Origin of the sequence: Myxococcus sp. NMCA1, assembly GCF_026810205.1 — a bacterium.
Taxonomy (GTDB): Bacteria; Myxococcota; Myxococcia; order Myxococcales; family Myxococcaceae; genus Myxococcus; species Myxococcus xanthus_A.
Genome location: NZ_CP113950.1, coordinates 4,313,747 through 4,331,913, shown reverse-complemented (window position 1 = coordinate 4,331,913; position 18,167 = coordinate 4,313,747). Strand labels below are relative to the sequence as shown.

Below are 18,167 nucleotides of genomic sequence, written 5' to 3'. Positions count from 1 at the left end.
GGAACTTGGGCAGGTTCCCCTCGAAAGTGCGTCAAGATACTTAGGTGCAACAGGGAGTCAAGGCCCGTCAGCAAGCTGCCAGGCGTCCTGACCTCCCGATCACGGCAGGGCCGCTTCCTTCGCCAGCAGGGCCTCGAAGTCCGTCACCTTCATCGTCTTGAGGTCCTCGCCGCCGTACCGCCGCGGCGACACGCCCTCGCCCGACACCTCGTTGTCGCCCACCACCAGGGTGAACGGCACCTTTTGGAGCTGGGCCTCGCGGATCTTGGCGTTCATCGACAGGCCGCGCTCGTCGAACTCCACCCGGTAACCCTTCGCCCTCAAGGAGTCCCGAACCTTCCGGGCGTAGTCGTTCTGCCGATCCGCCACCGTCACCAGCACCGCCTGGATGGGGGCCAGCCAGGCCGGGAAGGCGCCAGCGAAATGCTCGATGAGGATGGCCGTGAAGCGCTCGAACGAACCGAAGATGGCGCGGTGGAGCACCACGGGGCGGTGCTCGGCGTTGTCCTCGCCCACGTAGGTCAGGTCGAAGCGCTCGGGCGCCAGGTAGTCCAGCTGCATGGTGCCCAGCTGCCACCGGCGGCCGATGCTGTCCGACACCGCGAAGTCGATCTTCGGGCCGTAGAACGCGCCGTCACCCGGGGCCAGCTCGTACTCGAGGCCCAACGACTCCAGCGCCGCCTTGAGGCCGCCTTCGGCCCGGTCCCACAGGGAGTCATCCCCCAGGCGCTGCTCGGGTCGCGTGGACAGCTTCACCGCGTAGGTGAGGCCCACCGCCTTGTAGACGTGGTCCAGCAGCTTCACGAAGCGCCGCACCTCGTCGGTGATCTGCGCCTCCGTGCAGTAGATGTGCGCGTCGTCCTGCGCGAACTGGCGCACGCGCGTGAGGCCGCCCAGGGAGCCCGCCGCCTCGTTGCGGTGCAGCACGTCCTGCGTGTGGTAGCGCAGCGGCAGGTCGCGGTAGCTGTGCTTCTTGAAGCCGTAGAACAGGTGGTGCGACGGGCAGTTCATCGGCTTGAGCGAAAAGTCATGCTCCCCCGACTCGCTGTCGAGCACGAGGAACATGTTCTCCTTGTACTTGCCCCAGTGGCCGCTGGTCTCCCACAGCCCCTTGTTGAACATCAGGGGCGTCTTGATCTCCACGTAGCCGTCGTTCTGCGTCAGCTGACGCATCCAGTTCGACAGCGTGGTGTAGAGCGTGGTGCCCTTCGGGGTCCAGAAGGCGGAGCCCGGCGAGTACGGGTGGAAGTGGAAGAGGTCCAGCTCCTTGCCCAGCTTGCGGTGGTCGCGCTTCTTCGACTCCTCGATGCGCGTCAGGTACTCCGCCAGCTGCTTCTTGTCGAAGAAGGCCGTGCCGTAAACGCGCTGGAGCATCGGGTTGCGGTGGTCACCGCGCCAGTACGCGCCGCTGGAGGAGAGGATCTTGATGATGCCGATCTTCCCCGTGCTGGGCGCGTGGGGCCCCAGGCAGAAGTCCACCCAGTCGCCGTGCGTGTAGAGCGTCAGCGTCTTGGCGCCCTTGGCCGCGATGTCCTTGACGATCTCGACCTTGAACTTCTCGCCCTTCTCCTCGAACAGGCGCACGGCCTCGTCCATGGAGATTTCGGTGCGGACGAAGGCCATGTCCCGCTTCAGCTCGGCGTTCGCCTCGGCCTCGATCTTCTCCAGGTCCTCGGGCGTGAAGGGCTTCTCGCGGAAGAAGTCGTAATAGAAGCCCTCCTCCGTCGCGGGACCGATGGTCACCTGCGTGCCCGGGAAGAGCTTCTGCACCGCGCTGGCCACCACGTGGGCGGCGTCATGGCGGATCAACTCCAGGGACTCGGGGCTCTTGGGCGTGAAGATCTGCAGCTTCACGTCCTCGTCCAGCTTACGGGCCAGGTCCATGTCCTGGCCATTCACGCGCGCGAAGAGGGCGGCCTTCGCCAAGCCGGGACCGATGCTCTCCCGCACGAAGTCCGCGATGGTGGTGCCCCGGGCCGTCTGCTTCTGCGAGCCGTCGGGGAGCGTCACCGTGATGATGTCGGACATACGAACCTCGGAAAAAAAACGGGCGGCAGGCTCTTTTAAAGCCGTGCCGCCCGCTGAAGTCACTCTTTGATGATGGGTCGTAGTGGGATCGAACCACTGACCCCTACCGTGTCAAGGTAGTGCTCTACCGCTGAGCTAACGACCCGTTGCAGCCGCTTCGGTGGCGCGGGGAATAACAGCGGGCTCCCCCAACTGTCAAGCAAACACAGAAGGCTTCTTCAACTCTTCCCGCGCGCCTTCGGATTCGACGTTTCCAGCAGCGCGTGGACCCGGGACATGACGGCGTCGAACATCGCCGGGGTCAGCCGCCCCGTCTGCGTGTTCTGCTGGCTGACGTGGTAGCAGCCCAGCAGCGTCCGGCCGCCCGGCAGGGGCAGCTCCGCCCCATGCCCGAACGCAGGCCGAGGCGACGGAACCTCCATCCCCTGCCGCGCCAGGGCCACGAGCGCGGCGTTCCAGCCGATGGCCCCCAGCGCGAGCATCACCCGGCCCGGCAGCAGCGCCAGCTCGCGATCCAGGAACGGCGCGCAGCGGGCCAGCTCCTCTGGGAGGGGCTTGTTGTCGGGCGGAGCACAGCGCGCCGCCGACACGATGAAGGCGTCCTTCAGCCGGAGCCCGTCATCCCGGTGCTCGCTGAGGGCCTGATTCGCGAAGCCCGCGCGGTGCAGCCCGGCATAGAGGAAGTCGCCCGACCGGTCTCCGGTGAACATCCGCCCCGTCCGGTTCGCCCCATGGGCCGCCGGCGCCAGCCCGACGATGATGAGCCGGGCCTTGGGGTCACCGAAGCCGGGGACGGGCAGGCCCCAGTAGTTCCAGTCGCGGTAGGCGCGGCGCTTCACCCGCGCCACCTCCTCCCGCCACTCCACCAGCCGGGGACAGGCCCGGCAGCTGGTGATCTCCTTGTGCAGCGCCTCCAGCTTCGTCACGGCGACTTGGGCTCCCCCGTGTAGAGCCGCGTCCGGCGGTAGCGCTCCACCACCACGCTCAGGACCACCTTGAGGATGGCCGCCACCGGCACCGCCAGCAGGATGCCCACGAAGCCGAACAACTCACCGAAGGCGAGGATGGCCAGGATGATCGCCACCGGCGCCAGCCCGACCTTCTCCCCCACGATGCGCGGGGTGATGACGAAGCCCTCCAGCATCTGCCCGATGACGAAGGTGGCCGCCACCGCCGCCAGCTGCCACGGCCCCTGCCACGACAGCATGAGCCCCACCAGCGACAGCACGATGCCCACGCCCGTGCCCAGGTACGGCACCATGTTGCCGAAGCCGGCAATCACACCAATGACGATGGCCATGTCGATGCGCGCCGCGGACAGGCCCGCCGCATAGATGACCGACAGCACGCCGCCCACGATGAGCTGGCCGCGCACGAAGGCGGAGAGCACCTCGTCCACCTCCGCGAAGCGCCGGCTCACCAGCCCCACCGCGCGCCGGGGCAGCAGGTCCTTCACCATGCCCATCAGCCGGGGGTAGTCCTGCAGGAAGAAGAAGGCCAGCACCGGCACCACCGACAGGCCCAGCAACGTCACCACCAGCCGCGCCGTGTTGCCCGCGAAGCTCGCCAGGATGCGCGCCGCCGCCGGCCCCGCGCTCTGGACCAGCTCTGACGCCTGCTTTCCCAGCTCGGTGGTGCGCTGGCGCACCAGGTCCGGCAACGAATGCCCCACCAGCCCTTCCACCTTCGGCACCACCTGGGTGCTCGCGCGGTTGAAGAAATCCGGCAGCTTCGACGCCTCCTCCCGGAACACCGGGATGAGGTACAGCACCGCGCCCACCAACATCAGCGTCCCCGCCGCGAAGACGAGCGTCGTCCCCCACGTGCGGTCCAGCCGCCGCTTCTCCAGCTCGGTGACGATGGGGTTGAAGATGTACGCGCCCGACAGCGCGAGCAGCACCGGCACCGCCACACCGCCAAAGACGGAGAGCAGCGCGAACACCAGCCCCAGCGAGCCCACCATCACCGCCGACCACCACAGGTCGATGCGCCGGGCGTCCGTCTCGGACAGGGCGTTCTCGGCCATCGCCATGGGCTCGGCGACTTGCACACGGGCGGTCTCGGCCGCGGACTTGCCCTGTCCCCGCGGCGGCGGCACCTCGTGAAGCACGGGGGCAGGCCGTGCCGACGGCGGCACGGCAGCGGCGGCGGGTTTCACGGCGGCGGGGGAATGACCTTTCCTGCGTCGTCCGATGGCGCTCTCCTCTTCAGTCCCAGCTACGGCGGCGTCATGTCCTGATTGCACTTCACGAAAGCACAGGAAACGGGCTTTCGTGGAAGCCCGCTCGTTTTACACCCGGCCCGGCGTCACTCCGAACCGCCGGCCTTCGGCCCAGAGGCGCGGAGCTGGATGGTCAGCCGCGCTCGGGCCCGGCTGGGCTCGAAGTACGTCGTATAGGGCCAGTACCCCTGCTTCTTCACTTCAATCTCGTGCAGGCCGCTGCCCACTCGCAGCGCCTTGGGGGAACCCGAGAAGTCGCTGCAGAGCCCCTGCCAGACGCCATCCAGGTACACCTCCGCGTCCACGGGTTCGCAGAGCAGGGCCAGGTTGCCGCTGGAGTTCTGGGCTTCCGCCATCAGCTCGCGGGCCTTGAGCAGGGACTCGGGCTCCTGACGCTTCGCACACCCAGCGAACGTGGACACCATCACCAACAGCAGAAGCTTCCGCATCAGCTCGCCGAGGACCTCGTAGTCACTGCGTGACAATCACGACCCGGCCCTCGGCCAGGAAGCGCGTGTTGGCCTCGACGAGCGCCTTCGCGTCCTCCGAGGCGAGCACCAGGTCGGAACCCTTGGAACCCGTGGCCTTCACCACCAGGGGCTTGTCCCCCACCAGCGAGGCCTTCTTCGCCGCATCCAGGCTCTGGAACCACGCGGCCACGGCTGTCGCGGCACGGCGTTCGTTGGCCAGCGCCGCCGCGCCGTACAGCGCCTTGCCGCTGTCATCCAGCAGGCGGGGCGCCAGCACGGGCTGCACACCGAGCCCTCGCGCATCCACCACCAGCCCCGTGTACTTCTTCGCGCCCGCGCCGTTGACGGCGATGACGGTGTCCGCGGCGGGCGGCGAGAACAACGACGCGGTGAGGGCCGATAGCGGCACCTCCACGTCAATCTCCACGCCACTGTCGGAGAAGAACCGCCGGGCGACGACCTTGTAGCCGCCCATCGCGGCCTCCACCCGCTTGCGGACGTCTTCGCGGGCCAGTTCGTCCGCCACGGTGCGGCCCGCGCTGATGTGAAGGCGCCCGGCCTGGTTCATGAGATTCTGGATGGCGGACTGCTTGGCGGTCCGCTCGGCGCCCAGCCGGGCCTGTCCGGGGTTGGAGGCCTTCAGGTCGGGAGCACCCGCTCCCGTGGCCCGCAGCACCTGCCCTTCCCAATTGACGCCCGGTGCCCCCGGTGCCGTTTTCACGGCGGCGACGGTGGGCTTCGGGGCCTTCGCTTCCTTGCCCTGGCCAGACGCGGTCAGTGGCACGGCCAGCAATATCCCCCACAGCGAGTGCCTCACGGGAAATCCTCCAGCCCCTCGTCCGACGTCGCGGGTCGTGTCAGGGCAGAATGGCTTCCCATTCAACGGGCCTGCTTCCGGGGAAGTCAAGGCAGGCCCCTGCGGCACGGCGGGTATGCGTCAGTTCTCGTTGCCGTGACGGTCGACGTAGGCGTCGATCATCTTGCGGTGACGGTCGGTGAGCAGCGTGAAGCGCACACCAGAGCGCTCGCGCTTGGCCCCCAGCTCGGCCCACTCACGGACCACTTCACCCTCGGCGTAGATGATCTCCTCCGAGCCCGGGAGCTGGAACTGGAGACCGATGCGCTTGGCCTCGTGCTGAGGCTCGAGCAGCCGGGCGAGGCTCAGCCCTTCCTGGCTGATGTCCGCGGCCCGCGACATGTACGGCACGCCACCCATGTACTTGTTCAGGTAGATGTCGAGGGGCGCCCGCTTGTTCTTCCGCTTGTCGCTCATGGCTTCTTCGCCTCCGGTCAGGTGGTGCAACAGGTTGCTCCGGGGGTGAAGCAACCTGGATGCAGGGTAGAGGCGCGCGCTGAACTCGCAAGAAAACGGACGGCGCGCGGAGGCCTCGCGCGCTCGCTGTGCTTCCTCGGTGAATTCTTCGCGCGGGCTTGTGTCTTCCGGGCGCACGGCCACGCTCTATAGTGCGCCGGTTCTCATGAAAGGTGGATGCATGCGATCGATGTGGACGGCGGCCCTTGTGTTCGCGCTCGGCGCGACGGGCGCCCAGGCGCAGGACTCGAAGTCGGCGAAGAAGCCCGCGGCCAAGGCCGCACCGGCGACTCCTCCGGCCGCCGCGCCGGCGGCGCCCGCTGCGCTGTCCGAGGAAGACCAGCAGACCCTCTACACGCTCGGCCTCTCCATTGGCCGTGATTTGTCCCTCTTCGCGCTGTCGCCCGAGGAGCTGAAGGTGCTGCAACAGGGCCTGGCCGACGGACTCGGTGGAAAGACGTCCGACATCGACCCGAAGGAGCAGGCGCAGCGGATTCAGGCCTTCGCAAAGAGCCGGCAGGCGCTTGCGGGCAAGGCCGCGCTGGAGCGCGCCGCGAAGGAGCCCGGCGCGGAGGTGCTTCCCTCCGGCGTCGTCTACAAGCAGGTCCAGGCGGGAACCGGCCGCAGCCCGCGCGCCGTCGACACCGTCAAGGTCCACTACGAGGGCCGGCTGGTGGACGGCACCATCTTCGACACCTCCGCCCGCCGCGGAATCCCCGTTGAGTTCCCGCTCAACGGCGTCATCCCCTGCTGGACGCAGGGCGTGGCGAAGATGAAGGTGGGCGGCAAGGCGAAGCTCACCTGCCCCGGCAACACCGCCTACGGCGAGCGGCCGCCCTCCGGCTCGCGCATTCCGCCCAACGCCGTCCTCACCTTCGACGTCGAGCTCATCGACATCCCCGGCGACACGTCCCGGCAGCCGTAGGTCAGCGACTCAGGGCGGCCTCGGCGGCGCGGAGCAATGGCTCCGCGCTCACCGGGGCCCCGGTCGCATGAATCATCCACTGGTCCGGCGTCACCGAACCGTAGGTGGCCATGCGTTCGAACTCGGCGCCCAGCGGTCCCTTGCGCTTCAGGTGCTCTTCGATCTGGAACGCGATGAGGTGGCCCAGCGGATAGTCGGGAAGGTAGAGCGGGTAGCTGATCATGTGGCTGTAGACGGCCAGCAGCGAGCTCCCCTCCCCTCCCAGCACCGGCGCGAAGTACTGGTTCCACACGTCGCGAGAAATGCCCACCACCGCCTCGCGAAGCTGGGCCGGCGTGGCGTCCGGGTGCGCGTACATCCAGTGCCACACCGACATGTCCACCAGCGCGATGCCCGCGCGCTCCCACGTCTGCCACAGCTCGCCGAGCACCCGCTCCCGCTCGCTCGCCGCGTCCGGCTTGCCCAGCCCGAGCAACTCCAGGTCGCGCGACTGGAACACGAAGGCCAGCGCCTCCGTGAAGGCGTTGTTGGGCACCCCCGCGAGCAGCGTGTGGTCCACTCCGTAGAGGCTGAATACCTGCTCCACGTTGTGCCCCAGCTCGTGCACCGCGATGTTGTAGCCCTTGTAGTCCATGCCCCCCTTCTCCACGCGCGTGCGCAGCCGGGGGAAGTCGCCTCGCCGAAGCGCCGGCTGTGCGTGCCCCGCACCGCGCGACGCGTCCACGCGAATGCGCTCCGCCAGCCACACGGCCTTCGCCTTCGTGAAGCCCATGCCCTGGAGGATGCGCGGCAGGTCCTTCGCGAACGCCTCCGCCGTGGGGTAGCGCTTGCGCGTCAGCGCATCCAGGTCGGACTCCGGCCGCTTGCCGCCCGGATTGAAGCCCGAATACCAGAGGTCCTGCGGCTCCAGCTTCCGGCCCAGGCGCGCTTCAATCTCCTTCGCCACGCGCGGCACCAGCGGTGACTCCAGCACCTGCGTCAACAGCGACCGGACGCGCGCTTCCGGCAGCTCGCGGCCCAGCTCGAAGCTCCGGGCGATTCGCGTGGGCGCCACCGGCACGTAGGGGTCCGCCTGACGCGCCGCCTGGAAGGTGGCCAGCAGGTGCGTGTAGCGCGTGTCCGGCTCCGGCGACGCATCCGGCTTCGTCGTGCGTGCGGGCGCATCCGCCTCCACCGTCTCCGACGGCGCCACCGTGACGGTGTTGGTGAAGGGGTCCCAATCCAGCCGCGGGTTGTCGATGACGGCCGCGGGAATCGTCTGCGTGATGATGCGCTCCATCACCTGGACGATCATCCGCTGCTTCAGCGCGCCCGTCACCGCGTCGGAGTAGTCCCCCTTCAGCTCGTCACGAAGGTTCCAGTGGCTGATGAGCCGCAGCCCCTTTGGGAAGGGGCGCCGTCCCTGCGCATCCACCAGGTGATGCATCCAGATGTTGTATTCGGCGATGTACAGGTTGGCCGCGGCGATGGCGCGCGAGGACGCCTGTTCAATCTCCGCGGGGACGCGCTGGTTGAAGCGCCCGGCCAGCCGCGTCTCGGCCCACTGCCGCCGCGTCCATGACGGCCCCTGCTCCACGCGCTCCGCCAACGTGGTGAGCGGGAAGTTGAGCAACACCACGAACCCCACGCGTGCGCGGAACAGGTCCGTGGTGACGTGGGCGGCCGGATCATACGCCGCCACCAGAGGCTCCACTGGCAGCAACGGCCCCAGGTCCAGGTCGGTGTACCACTGGAGCTCGCGCCCGATTTCGTACAGGTGCCCGTCGAGCTGCTCGAACAGCCGCTCCAGCCGCTGGAAGGTCGCGTCGAGCGCCTTCGGGTCCGACAGGAACTGTTCACGTGCGAACGCCGCGAGGTCTCCGTCCTCCGGCCGCCACATCGCCACCACCTGATCCACGCCCCGCTCGATGCGGCCCCGCTGCGCCTCGCCGTGCCGCGCCACGAGCTCCGCCTTCAGGGCCGCGGCGTCGAACGTGGACGTCATGGCGGTGGGCTCCTTCTCCGGGACGTTGATGGGGGGTGGTGCCTTGGACGACCCGGCAGGGAGGGCGGCCGTGCCCGTGCTCGACGGCACGGCTGGCGTGGTGGAGCAACCCAGCGCGGCGAGAACGGGCAACAGACAGACGCGTGAGCGGCGGAACTTCGTCGACAAAGGCACGGAGCGCTCTCCAGAAAGCACGAAGGGCCCGACCCCGTGGGGCCGGACCCTCATGATGCAACAGAAGCAGTTCGAACGACGCTCGGCTCAGGCCGCGCGGACGTTCTGGGCCTGCAGGCCCTTGGGGCCGCGGGTCACTTCGAACTCCACCTTCTGGCCCTCCTGGAGGGTGCGGAAGCCATCCATGTTGATGGCGGTGTGGTGGCAGAACACGTCCTCACCACCACCGTCCTGGGTGAGGAAGCCGAAACCCTTCGCATCGTTGAACCACTTCACGGTACCAGTAGCCATTTGCTCTCTTCTTCTTTCGTCACGGACGCGAATATCCGCCGTCCGGTCCTACGAGCGAACCCGCCTAGACGGCCGCAATTTAAGCGTGGCCGCCCGGCGCGTCTACTCCAGACCGTCACCAACCGCACTTCTGGCCCTTGTTCTGCGCCTGGAGCCAGGTGCGCAGCGGGCTGAAGTAGTCGAGCAGCGGCGTGGCATCCATCTGCCGGGTTCCCGTCATGGCCTGGAGCGCGTCGGGCCACGGCTTGCTCGCACCCAGCTCCAACATGGCCTGGAGCCGCTTGCCGGCCTCCTTGTTCCCATAGATGGAGCACTCGTGGAGGGCGCCCTTGTAGCCGGACGCCTCGCAGAGCGCCTTGTGGAACTGGAACTGGAGGATGCGCGCCAGGAAATACCGCGTATATGGAACGTTTGCGGGCACGTGGTACTTGGCCCCCGGGTCGAAGTCCTGCTCCGAACGGGCCACCGGCGCGGCGACGCCCTGGTACTTCTCTCGCAGCGTCCACCAGGACTTGTTGTAGTCCGCCGGCTGCACGCGGCCGGAGAACACCTCCCAGCGCCACTGGTCCACGAGCAGACCGAACGGCAGGAAGGCAATCTTCTCCAGCGCGTCCTTCATCTGCAGGTTGATGAGGTTCTTCTCGTTCTTCGGAACGGCCTTCAGCAACCCCGCCTGCTGCAGGTAGCCCGGGGTGATGGACAGCGTGAGCGCGTCACCAATGGCCTCGTGGAAGCCGTCGTTCGCGCCGGCCTGATAGAGCACCGGGAGCTGGTAGTAGTACGTGAAGTAGTAGTTGTGGCCCAGCTCGTGGTGGATGGTGACGAGGTCCTCCTCCGTGGGCTTGATGCACATCTTGACGCGCAGGTCGTTGCTGAAGTTCACGTCCCAGGCGCTGGCGTGGCAGACGACATCGCGCCCCACGGGCTTGGTGAACTGCGAGCGCTCGAAGAAGCTCTGCGGCAGCTCCTTGAGGCCCAGCGAGGTGAAGAACTTCTCACCCAGCTTCACCATGCGCAGCGCGTCATACTTCTGCTGCTTCAGCGCCGAGTCCACGTCCAGGCTGGCCTGCCCGGGGAAGGGCTCCACCAGCGGGTAGATGTTGTTCCACTCCTGCGCCCACATGTTGCCCAGCAGGTGCGCGGGAATCGGCTTGCCATCGGGCACCTTGTCGGCGCCGTACTGCTTCGCCAGACGGCCGCGCACGTAGCAGTGCAGGTCGTCATAGAGCGGCTTCACCTGGCCCCACAGGCGCTGGGCCTCGACCTCGAACTCGGCCGGAGGCATGTCGTACGCGGAGCGCCACAGCGTGCCCAGGTCGTTGAAGCCGATGTCCTTCGCGCCCTCGTTGGAGAGGGACACCAGCCGCTCGTACATCGGCCGCATGGGACGGGCCACGGAGTGCCAGCCCTGCCACGCGTCCAGCAACTCGTCGTAGTTGCGGCTCTCCGCGATGACGTCGGACAGCACCTCCAGGTCGCGGCACTTCCCCTTCCCGTCCGGCCCACAGTACTTGCCCTTGCCGTAGAGGCCCTCCAGCTTCGCCGCCGTGGCGGCCAGCTCGGACCGCCTCTCCGCGTCCGACGGCGCCGGCAGCGCCTGGGACACCTTGAGCAGGTGCAGAATGCGCGCGGTGTCCGCGTCCAACGTCAGGCCCTCGAAGCGCCGTGCCTCCTTGATGGCGCCGTTGACGTAGGCCAGCACCTCTTCGTTGGCGAAGGCGGCGTTCTGCTCGGTGTCATCGGTGATGTACGTGGACTTGATCCACTCCGCGGTGGCCTGCTTCGTCCACAGGCGCTTGAGGTCCGCGTTCACCTTCTCCGCGAAGGCCTTCGCCTCTTCCGGCGTGGGCTGCGACGCGGCGGCGGGAGACTCGGCGGGCGTGGGCGCCTCGCGCGTCACTTGCGAATCCTGGGCACACCCCAGGAAGGCGGGCAGCGCCATGGCCGCGGCCACACGCAGGAGGGAATTCAGGGGACGTTTCCGGTTCATGGCTGCGGACCGTAGAAGAACCCGCGACTGATGACACTCCGAAACTGGGTGGTCTCCCTCCCGTAGCGCCCCCGCACTGTCGCGAAGAGCGTACTCCGCCGATGCGGCGCGACACGCCTGGTTCGCGTCCGGTGACGACCCGCGACAACCCACGCTCCCCCGTCCCGACTCCGTCCGGCCGGGTAGCGTGCGGGCGGTCCGTGCCCGACCTCTCATGTCACCCGGCGGCGTTACACCTTCGCCTCATGTTGCTCGGACATATGAAGGACCCTCGCTGGCCCGCCGAGGAAGAGGCCCTGGAGGATGCTCGCCGCTTCCTGACGGAGTTGAAGGGCCGCCGCGTGGTGGTGGCGCCCCACCCCGGTGTGGACGGGCTCGCTGCGGCGGTGCTGGTAATCCGAGCGCTTCAGGCCGTGGGGGCGCGCGTGACGGCGCGGGTGCCAGGCAAGGGCGAGCATGCGTACTCGCCGGCGTTTCAGGAGCGCCTGCGCGCGCCGCCGCCCGATTCGTTGGTGGTGCTCGAACGTGGCTCGAAGCCCGGACCGCCGCGTGCCACGGCTGAGGAGGCCCACCACCCCGGAGCCTCCGCCGAGACGTCCCCCGCGCCCTGGACGCTCGAAGCTGGCGTCCAGGGCCGCTCGCATGCCGGGCCTCCAGAAGGTCTGATGCCTGCGCCAAGGGGCGCCCCTAGCGTCTCCCCGGCCGTCCCCACGCTCGTCATTGCCCCGCAGGCAGAGGCGGCCAGGGCTTCTGGTTCAATGGTGCTTTCCGCGAGGGACCTGGAGCCCGCGGTCAGTTGCAGCCTGCTCGCCTACGCGCTCGTGTCACCCCACGTGGTACCGGGCCCACTGGAATGGCTGGCCGTTCTAGGCACCGTGGCGGCTCAGGGCGTGGATGCCCCCATCCCGTTCCTCAAGGACGCGCTCCGCCGAGCCGGACGCACTGCCGTGACGGAATCCGTGGCCCTGCTGAACGCGGCCCGGCGGTCCTCCCGGTTCGCGGCACCGGTGGCGCTGGAGGTCCTCCTCCGGGCGGGAAGCGCCACGGACATCACCCGGGGAAATGTCCCCGGCGTCGATACGCTGCATGACTGCCGGCTGGAGGTGCAGCGTGAGGTGCTGCGGTGCTCGAAGACGCCGCCGCGCATTGCCAGCCCCGTCGCGCTGCTGTTGTTCAGTTCGGAGGCCCAGGTGCATCCGCAGGTCGCGGTGCGCTGGGCCCAGCGGCTCCCGGAGCACATCATCATCGCCGCCAATGCGGGCTACCTGCCGGGCCGCGTGGACTTCGCTGTGCGCAGCCGCGTGCCGATGGACCTCGACGTGCTTTCTCCGAACGCGACCGGGGGCAGCCTGTCCCGAGAGGAATTCCTCCGCTTCACCGCCCGCCTGGGCTTCAAGGGCCTACGCGACATCGACGTGGAGCGGCGAGGCGCATTCCCGGGCTGATGCGGTATGACGCGGCCGTGATGCCCCGTCCTCTCCTCCCCCTCCTCACGGTCCTCGCGCTCACCGGCTGCGGCGACACCACTTCCGACGATGGCGACGCGTGTGAGCGATTCAGCTTTCCGCTGTCGGAGCCGAGCCCTTCGCACCACCTCGACAGCTGTTCGAGTGAAGGGTGCGGCAACGGGGAGAATCCGCCCAACTCCGGCCTCCACTGCGGAAACGTGGCTCCGTGCGGGGTCTCCTCCGAGCCCGTGGCCCCTTGCCTCTATGTCCACAACCTGGAGCACGGGCACGCGGTGTTCCTCTACAACTGCCCGGACGGCTGTCCTGACGAAGTGGCAAAGCTCGAAGCCGCGGCAGCGGCAGCGCCTCGCGGAGGTAACGGCGTCCGCCGGGCCCTGGTGGCGCCGGATCCCCAGCTTCCCCGGAGAGTGGCCGCGATGCTGTGGCGCCGCACGTACCTGGCTGACTCCGCGGACCCCGACGCCCTTCGTTGCCTGATGCAGCTCCAGGACCGCGGTGCGCCGGAGCCGGGGCTGACGTGCCCCGCGCGCTGAGCCGCGCGTGCCGTCACGTGGGCAGGAATCCGCTCGCATCGGGCAGCCCACTGCCGGATGTATCGACGCCCATGGCCGTCAGGATGCCGGAGAAGATGTCCGCCTCGTTCGACGCCAGCTTCCCCTGGGCGGGCGCTCCCGTGCGCGGGTCGAAGCCGTAGGTCAACGTCGTGCGCGAGTCGATTCCCCCCAGCACCGTGTTGCCCCGGAGCATGGGTGAGAGCATCAGGAAGCCATTATTGAGGTCATGCCCGGTGCCGAACTCGGTGGCATTCAATGCACGGGGCCGTGTGCGGCCGAACTCAGTGGCGACATAGATGAGCGTGCGGTCCCAGAGACTCTCACCGGACGCTTCGTCGAACGGCTCCTCCTTGAGCAGGCCGATGAGCCGGTCCACCACGCCCAGGACGCGCGCCCACATGAAGGCTTGCCCGGTCCGGTGGTCGTTGTGGCTGAAGTCGAACGCCAGAGGCGGGTTGGCAATGCCAGTCTCTCCGCCCACCGCTACGTTGAACGAAGGCCCCAGCGTCACCGTCACCGACACCCGGTACTTGAGCAGCAGGAAGGCCAGCGCCGCCTGGCCCTCCACCGGGTCCGTGAAGTAGTCCGGAAAGGCCGCGCGAAGGCGCGCTCCGTCCGGGGAGCTGGACAGGCCGAACTCGGACAGGGGAATCCGCGGCGGCGCGTCCGGCAGCACGCTGAGGCGGTTGATGAGGTCCTTCATCTCCAGCGCGGGCTGCCCAACGATGCGCTGTTCATTCCACCGCCGGAGCGCGGGCGCGTTCTCGAACGTCTGGCCGAAGACGGACCTCGCATCGAGCGCGTTCCGCGTCTGGCGCGCCAGGGCCACCACGTCTTCCGGCGGCACGTCCTTGAGCCCCTTGCGCCCGTCGAGCCCCAGGGGCCACAGCGACGCATTCGTCACCACCTCGCCGTAGCAGTGCGCGGGCAGGGAGGTGTCCGTCCCCCGCTCCGCGTACCCGCCCATGCCCATGTTCACGTTGGGGATGGGAAAGCCCGCGCCGTACTGCAAGGCCACGCACTCCTGAAGCGTCCTTCCCCGCCACGCCGAGTTCCCCGTCAGGCTCCGCTTCTGCGCGATGACGTGGTTGACCGATGTCCCCACCGACGTCGCCACCAGCATCGACGCCTTGTGCTTCGTCACGAAAGGCAGCTGGTCCGTCCTCACCGGCACGGGGATGTTTCCAAGCCGCGGACTGCTCACCTGAACCGCCCTGAAAGGCGAGTCCAGCACGCTCTGCACCTGACCATCCGCGAACGTGTTGAGCCGCGCCGCATCCGGCCCCGCCTCCGACGCCCGGACCGCCAGGAAGCTGTCGATGATGGAGGCGCCGCCCGCCGCCCCCACGACGATGAGGAAGCGGGGCTTACCGTCGAGCCGTGCCCGACGGGCGCCGCCACGCTGCCCCAGCGAATCGGGCGTATCGAGCGCCTCGCGGCATCCAGTCAACAGCGGCCCCAACACCGTCGAGCCCGCGGCGCACAGAGACATCGCCCTCACCAACTCCCGGCGCGAGAGCCGGCCATCTTTGCGAAGTGACATGGAAGGCTCCCTCAGAAGAAGACGGACTCAGCGGAGGAAAGGACGGCGAAGCAGACCGCGGTCATCCAGTCGCGGCCCGGACGCGTGCTGCCCGAGGATTCGATGTCAGCGGCGAGTTGAATCCAGGCATTCACCTCTGCCTCCTCGGCGTCACGCAGGAGGCCGCGTTGGTAGAGCGCGTGGATGGCGGCTCGGACCGGCGGCCCGGACCGGTCCTCCAGTCGGCCCTGGGCATCCAATCCGACGCCCTTGAAGATGACGGCCGCCGTTGGCGCGCTCACATCGAGCGCGACGCGCTGGGTGCAGCCCGCCAGGGCCATCCGCTCCACGGCGATGGGCGTCGTCACCCCCGTGACGGGCAGTGGCTCATAGAAGCCGCTCCGGTACGGGTCCACGCCGCCCAGCGTCACGGTGTGGACGAACGTCGCGCACGGGTACTGTCCCAGCTCGTTACACAGCCCCGCTGGAGGAAGCTCGAGCGCCGCCGCGAAGTCCGTCGTCAGTCGTTCGGGCCCTTTGAAGCGAAGGTTGTTCCGGGTCGACCTGGCGACAGCCACGGGCGTGCCCGCGTCCGATTCGTTCCCCACCGGAGGGACTCCAGCATCCACGTCCAGCACCGTGGCAATCGGCTGCTGCGTGCAGCCAGCGAGCACGAGCACCGCGGTGACCACCAGCGTTTCAGGGCGCACCGTAGGCCTCCGTGCGAATCAGGTCATGAAGCATCCGCTGCACGCTGTACTGATGCGTGCCCTTGAAGCGCTGCCACAGGGTGACGAACTCGGCCTGCTCCTCCGCCGTCGGAGGGTGGCCCACGAGCAGCTTCCAGTAGTCGGTGACGGCGGAGATGGCGAAGGCGTCGCTGTTGGCGCCGACGTGGGCCCACTCGAGCAGGTCCCTCACGGGCTGGCCCAGCAGGAAGCCAGACTCCGGTATCTGGGTGATGTTGGGAGCCTCGGTGCTGAAGTACCGCTCGATTCGGCCGGGCACGTAGCGCGCCGACGCCCCGGCGGCGATGCCGTTGTAGTTACGGAAGGGATAGCTCAGCGGGTCGAGCGTCGCATGGCAGGCGGCGCAGGCAGACGCCTGCACACCCTTGGCGTCGTAGTCCCGAGGCTCACCCGGAATGCTGTAGAGCCCCTCCTGAAGCGCGATGTCGAGCCCCAGGTAGGCGCGGTAGCTCTGGGACGCGGCGTTCCGAGGCAGCGCGGTGAACATCACGAAGGACGTGAGACTCCACGCCGATGTGAGGTTGCCGGCGCGACGGCTCTCTTCCACGAACTGGGAGGGCAATGACGGCGTCGCGGTGTAGCGCGTGGGCTCCGTCTGACGGCTCACGTAGTAGGTCGCCGTCATCACCTCACGCGCATCGTGGTGGTCGAGCTGGGCGTAGGCGTAGAGCGCGTAGTCGTCGTAGTAGTCCGCGAGCGGAATCGGGCCCGCGTCCTCGCCCGACTTGATGGAGCCCACGGGCCGGATCTTCGGGTGGGCCAGCTTCCAGAGCTGCCCGTCCTTGCCCCGCCAGAACTCGCTGCCCGTGCAGCGCTCCAACTCCGCGTCGATGAACTCGCGCTTGCTGTCGTCCCCGCGCGCGGCGAAGGCCTGGAGCTCCGCGTAGGTCGGCGACCGTCCGCAGAAGTCGAGCAGCACGCGCCGGTAGGCGAAGCGCAAGTCGTAGCGGCAGATGTCGTAACCGGGGTTCTGCCCCGCCACGCAGCCCCCTAGCTCCGTGGGCACACTGGCCGGGTCCCCGGGCAGCGTGCCCCGCGACAACTCCTCCACGTTCGTCACGCCATCGCCATCCGCGTCCTCTGGCTCGACGGCGCGCAGCGCGGCAGGCAGGGCCATGGAGAAATCGCCATCCGAAAGCGGCCGCGCTGCGCCCGGAACCAGGTGCGGCTCCAGCGAGGTCCCGAAGGCGTTTCGTTGCGGAGGGGCCGTGTGACAGAGCGTGCAGGCTGGCTGTTGTCCGGCGCACGCGGGGGCCGAGGGATAGGTGGCACAGACGACGCCTCCCGCTGGCGGTTTGGCGAGCGCTTCCCCCGGCAGACAGAGGACGGCGCCCAGAATGAGTCGTCGAATCACGCAACCTCCTCGCGAGACGTCGAACAGGTGAGCCGTGAAAAGGTTGCGGTGCGTTCTTGCGCGAACCGCGCCAACTCGCCCAATCATGACAAGAGGTGTCAACAATCCTCCGTAGGCTCTCCCCGTTGTGCGCACATTCCAGAAGGAGGCAGGCATGCGGGACATGAAAGATTCCCTGAAGGGACGCGTGGCACTGGTCGCGGGCGGCACGCGCGGGGCGGGCCGGGGCATCGCGGTGCAGCTCGGCGCGGCGGGCGCCACTGTCTACGTCACGGGCCGGACGACACGGGCGCAGCGCTCGGAGCAGAACCGGCCGGAGACCATCGAGGACACCGCCGAACAGGTGACGGCGGCGGGTGGGATTGGCATCGCCGTGCAAACGGACCACCTGGTGCCCGAACAGGTGAAGGCCCTGGTGGAGCGCATCGACCGGGAACAGGGCCGGCTCGACGTGCTCGTGAACGACATCTGGGGCGGCGAACACATCTTCGAGTGGAACAAGAGCGTGTGGGAGCACTCGCTCGACAAGGGGCTGCGGCTGCTCCGGCTGGGCGTGGACACGCACCTCATCACCAGCCACTTCGCCCTGCCGCTGCTCATCCGCCGCCCGGGAGGGCTCGTGGTCGAGGTCACCGACGGCACCGCCGACTACAACGCGACGAACTACCGCATCTCCACGTTCTATGACCTCGCGAAGGCCTCCGTCCTCCGGCTGGCGTGGAGCCAGGCGCGGGAGCTGAAGCCCCATGGCGCCACCGCCGTCTCGCTGACGCCGGGCTGGATGCGCTCCGAAGGCATGCTGGAGCACTTCGGCGTCACGGAGGCGAACTGGCGCGATGCGACGGTGAAGGAGCCCCACTTCGTCATCTCGGAGACGCCGGCCTATGTCGGCCGTGCCGTGGCCGCGCTGGCATCGGACGCGGACAAGGCCCGGTGGAACGGACAGTCCCTGTCCAGCGGCCAGCTCGCACGCGTCTACGGCTTCACGGACCTGGATGGCAGCCAGCCCGATGCCTGGCGCTACGTCGTCGAGGTCCAGGACGCGGGCAAGCCCGCCGACGCCACTGGTTACCGGTAGACACTGCCCAGGGTGGGTCTTCCAGGACCGCAACCCAGGTGCTATT

The 18,167-nt window shown here is 68.4% G+C and carries 16 protein-coding genes and 1 tRNA gene; 4 read left to right on the top strand and 13 right to left on the bottom strand.

Annotated features, from left to right (window positions below; genetic code table 11):
- Positions 1–99: 99 nt before the first annotated feature.
- From thrS to OZ403_RS18595, 7 genes are all read right to left on the bottom strand, one after another.
- Positions 100–2,028 (bottom strand): threonine--tRNA ligase, encoded by a 1,929-nt coding sequence (gene thrS / locus OZ403_RS18625; RefSeq protein WP_011553616.1) that lies wholly within the window; start codon positions 2,026–2,028, stop codon positions 100–102.
- A gap of 73 nt (positions 2,029–2,101) precedes the next feature.
- Positions 2,102–2,173 (bottom strand) — tRNA-Val (locus tag OZ403_RS18620).
- Between the two features lie 73 nt (positions 2,174–2,246).
- A complete protein-coding gene (locus OZ403_RS18615) occupies positions 2,247–2,954 on the bottom strand; it encodes a uracil-DNA glycosylase (protein ID WP_140791626.1) in 708 nt (235 codons plus the stop codon).
- Complete coding sequence (locus OZ403_RS18610; protein ID WP_418766709.1) at positions 2,951–4,054, bottom strand: AI-2E family transporter; 1,104 nt, start codon at positions 4,052–4,054, stop codon at positions 2,951–2,953. The genes OZ403_RS18615 and OZ403_RS18610 overlap by 4 nt, the downstream gene beginning before the upstream one ends.
- 281 nt (positions 4,055–4,335) lie before the next feature.
- On the bottom strand, positions 4,336–4,698 hold the full coding sequence (locus tag OZ403_RS18605; protein ID WP_140791624.1) for a PEGA domain-containing protein: 363 nt from the start codon (positions 4,696–4,698) through the stop codon (positions 4,336–4,338).
- Positions 4,699–4,720: 22 nt separating this feature from the next.
- Positions 4,721–5,536, bottom strand: a complete 816-nt coding sequence (locus OZ403_RS18600; RefSeq protein WP_268784729.1) for a hypothetical protein — start codon at positions 5,534–5,536, stop codon at positions 4,721–4,723.
- Between the two features lie 120 nt (positions 5,537–5,656).
- Positions 5,657–5,992, bottom strand: coding sequence for a PilZ domain-containing protein (locus tag OZ403_RS18595; protein ID WP_171410519.1), 336 nt, complete (start codon positions 5,990–5,992; stop codon positions 5,657–5,659).
- 229 nt (positions 5,993–6,221) lie between these two features.
- Between OZ403_RS18595 and OZ403_RS18590 the strand changes: the two genes are divergently transcribed.
- Complete coding sequence (locus OZ403_RS18590; protein ID WP_268784884.1) at positions 6,222–6,956, top strand: FKBP-type peptidyl-prolyl cis-trans isomerase; 735 nt, start codon at positions 6,222–6,224, stop codon at positions 6,954–6,956.
- 1 nt (position 6,957) lies between these two features.
- On the opposite strand, the gene OZ403_RS18585 is transcribed toward OZ403_RS18590, so the two are convergent.
- The 3 genes from OZ403_RS18585 to OZ403_RS18575 all read right to left on the bottom strand — a co-directional run bounded on the left by OZ403_RS18585 (position 6,958) and on the right by OZ403_RS18575 (position 11,395).
- Positions 6,958–9,168, bottom strand: coding sequence for a hypothetical protein (locus OZ403_RS18585; RefSeq protein ID WP_268784728.1), 2,211 nt, complete (start codon positions 9,166–9,168; stop codon positions 6,958–6,960).
- A gap of 33 nt (positions 9,169–9,201) precedes the next feature.
- Positions 9,202–9,405, bottom strand: coding sequence for a cold-shock protein (locus OZ403_RS18580; protein WP_011553608.1), 204 nt, complete (start codon positions 9,403–9,405; stop codon positions 9,202–9,204).
- A 115-nt stretch (positions 9,406–9,520) separates the two neighbouring features.
- Positions 9,521–11,395: a M2 family metallopeptidase gene (locus tag OZ403_RS18575; protein WP_140791616.1), complete on the bottom strand. Its 1,875-nt coding sequence runs from the start codon at positions 11,393–11,395 to the stop codon at positions 9,521–9,523.
- A 245-nt stretch (positions 11,396–11,640) separates the two neighbouring features.
- On the opposite strand from OZ403_RS18575, the gene OZ403_RS18570 reads away from it, so the two are divergent.
- On the top strand, positions 11,641–12,840 hold the full coding sequence (locus OZ403_RS18570; RefSeq protein ID WP_268784727.1) for a hypothetical protein: 1,200 nt from the start codon (positions 11,641–11,643) through the stop codon (positions 12,838–12,840).
- The gene (locus OZ403_RS18565; protein ID WP_140854848.1) at positions 12,840–13,397 is read left to right on the top strand and encodes a DUF3105 domain-containing protein; all 558 of its coding nucleotides are present in this window, start codon (positions 12,840–12,842) and stop codon (positions 13,395–13,397) included. Before OZ403_RS18570 ends, OZ403_RS18565 begins: the two co-directional genes overlap by 1 nt.
- Positions 13,398–13,410: 13 nt before the next feature.
- Here OZ403_RS18565 and OZ403_RS18560 read toward each other — a convergent pair whose 3' ends face one another.
- Genes OZ403_RS18560 through OZ403_RS18550 form a run of 3 tightly spaced genes read right to left on the bottom strand, consistent with a single transcriptional unit; the run spans position 13,411 to position 16,806 of the window.
- The gene (locus tag OZ403_RS18560) at positions 13,411–14,961 is read right to left on the bottom strand and encodes a hypothetical protein (RefSeq protein WP_140791610.1); all 1,551 of its coding nucleotides are present in this window, start codon (positions 14,959–14,961) and stop codon (positions 13,411–13,413) included.
- Between the two features lie 11 nt (positions 14,962–14,972).
- The gene (locus OZ403_RS18555; RefSeq protein ID WP_268784726.1) at positions 14,973–15,650 is read right to left on the bottom strand and encodes a hypothetical protein; all 678 of its coding nucleotides are present in this window, start codon (positions 15,648–15,650) and stop codon (positions 14,973–14,975) included.
- Positions 15,640–16,806 (bottom strand): hypothetical protein, encoded by a 1,167-nt coding sequence (locus OZ403_RS18550; RefSeq protein WP_268784725.1) that lies wholly within the window; start codon positions 16,804–16,806, stop codon positions 15,640–15,642. The genes OZ403_RS18555 and OZ403_RS18550 overlap by 11 nt, the downstream gene beginning before the upstream one ends.
- A gap of 391 nt (positions 16,807–17,197) precedes the next feature.
- Here OZ403_RS18550 and OZ403_RS18545 point away from each other — a divergent pair, with 391 nt between their 5' ends.
- Complete coding sequence (locus OZ403_RS18545) at positions 17,198–18,121, top strand: SDR family oxidoreductase (RefSeq protein ID WP_140791606.1); 924 nt, start codon at positions 17,198–17,200, stop codon at positions 18,119–18,121.
- Positions 18,122–18,167 lie beyond the last annotated feature (46 nt).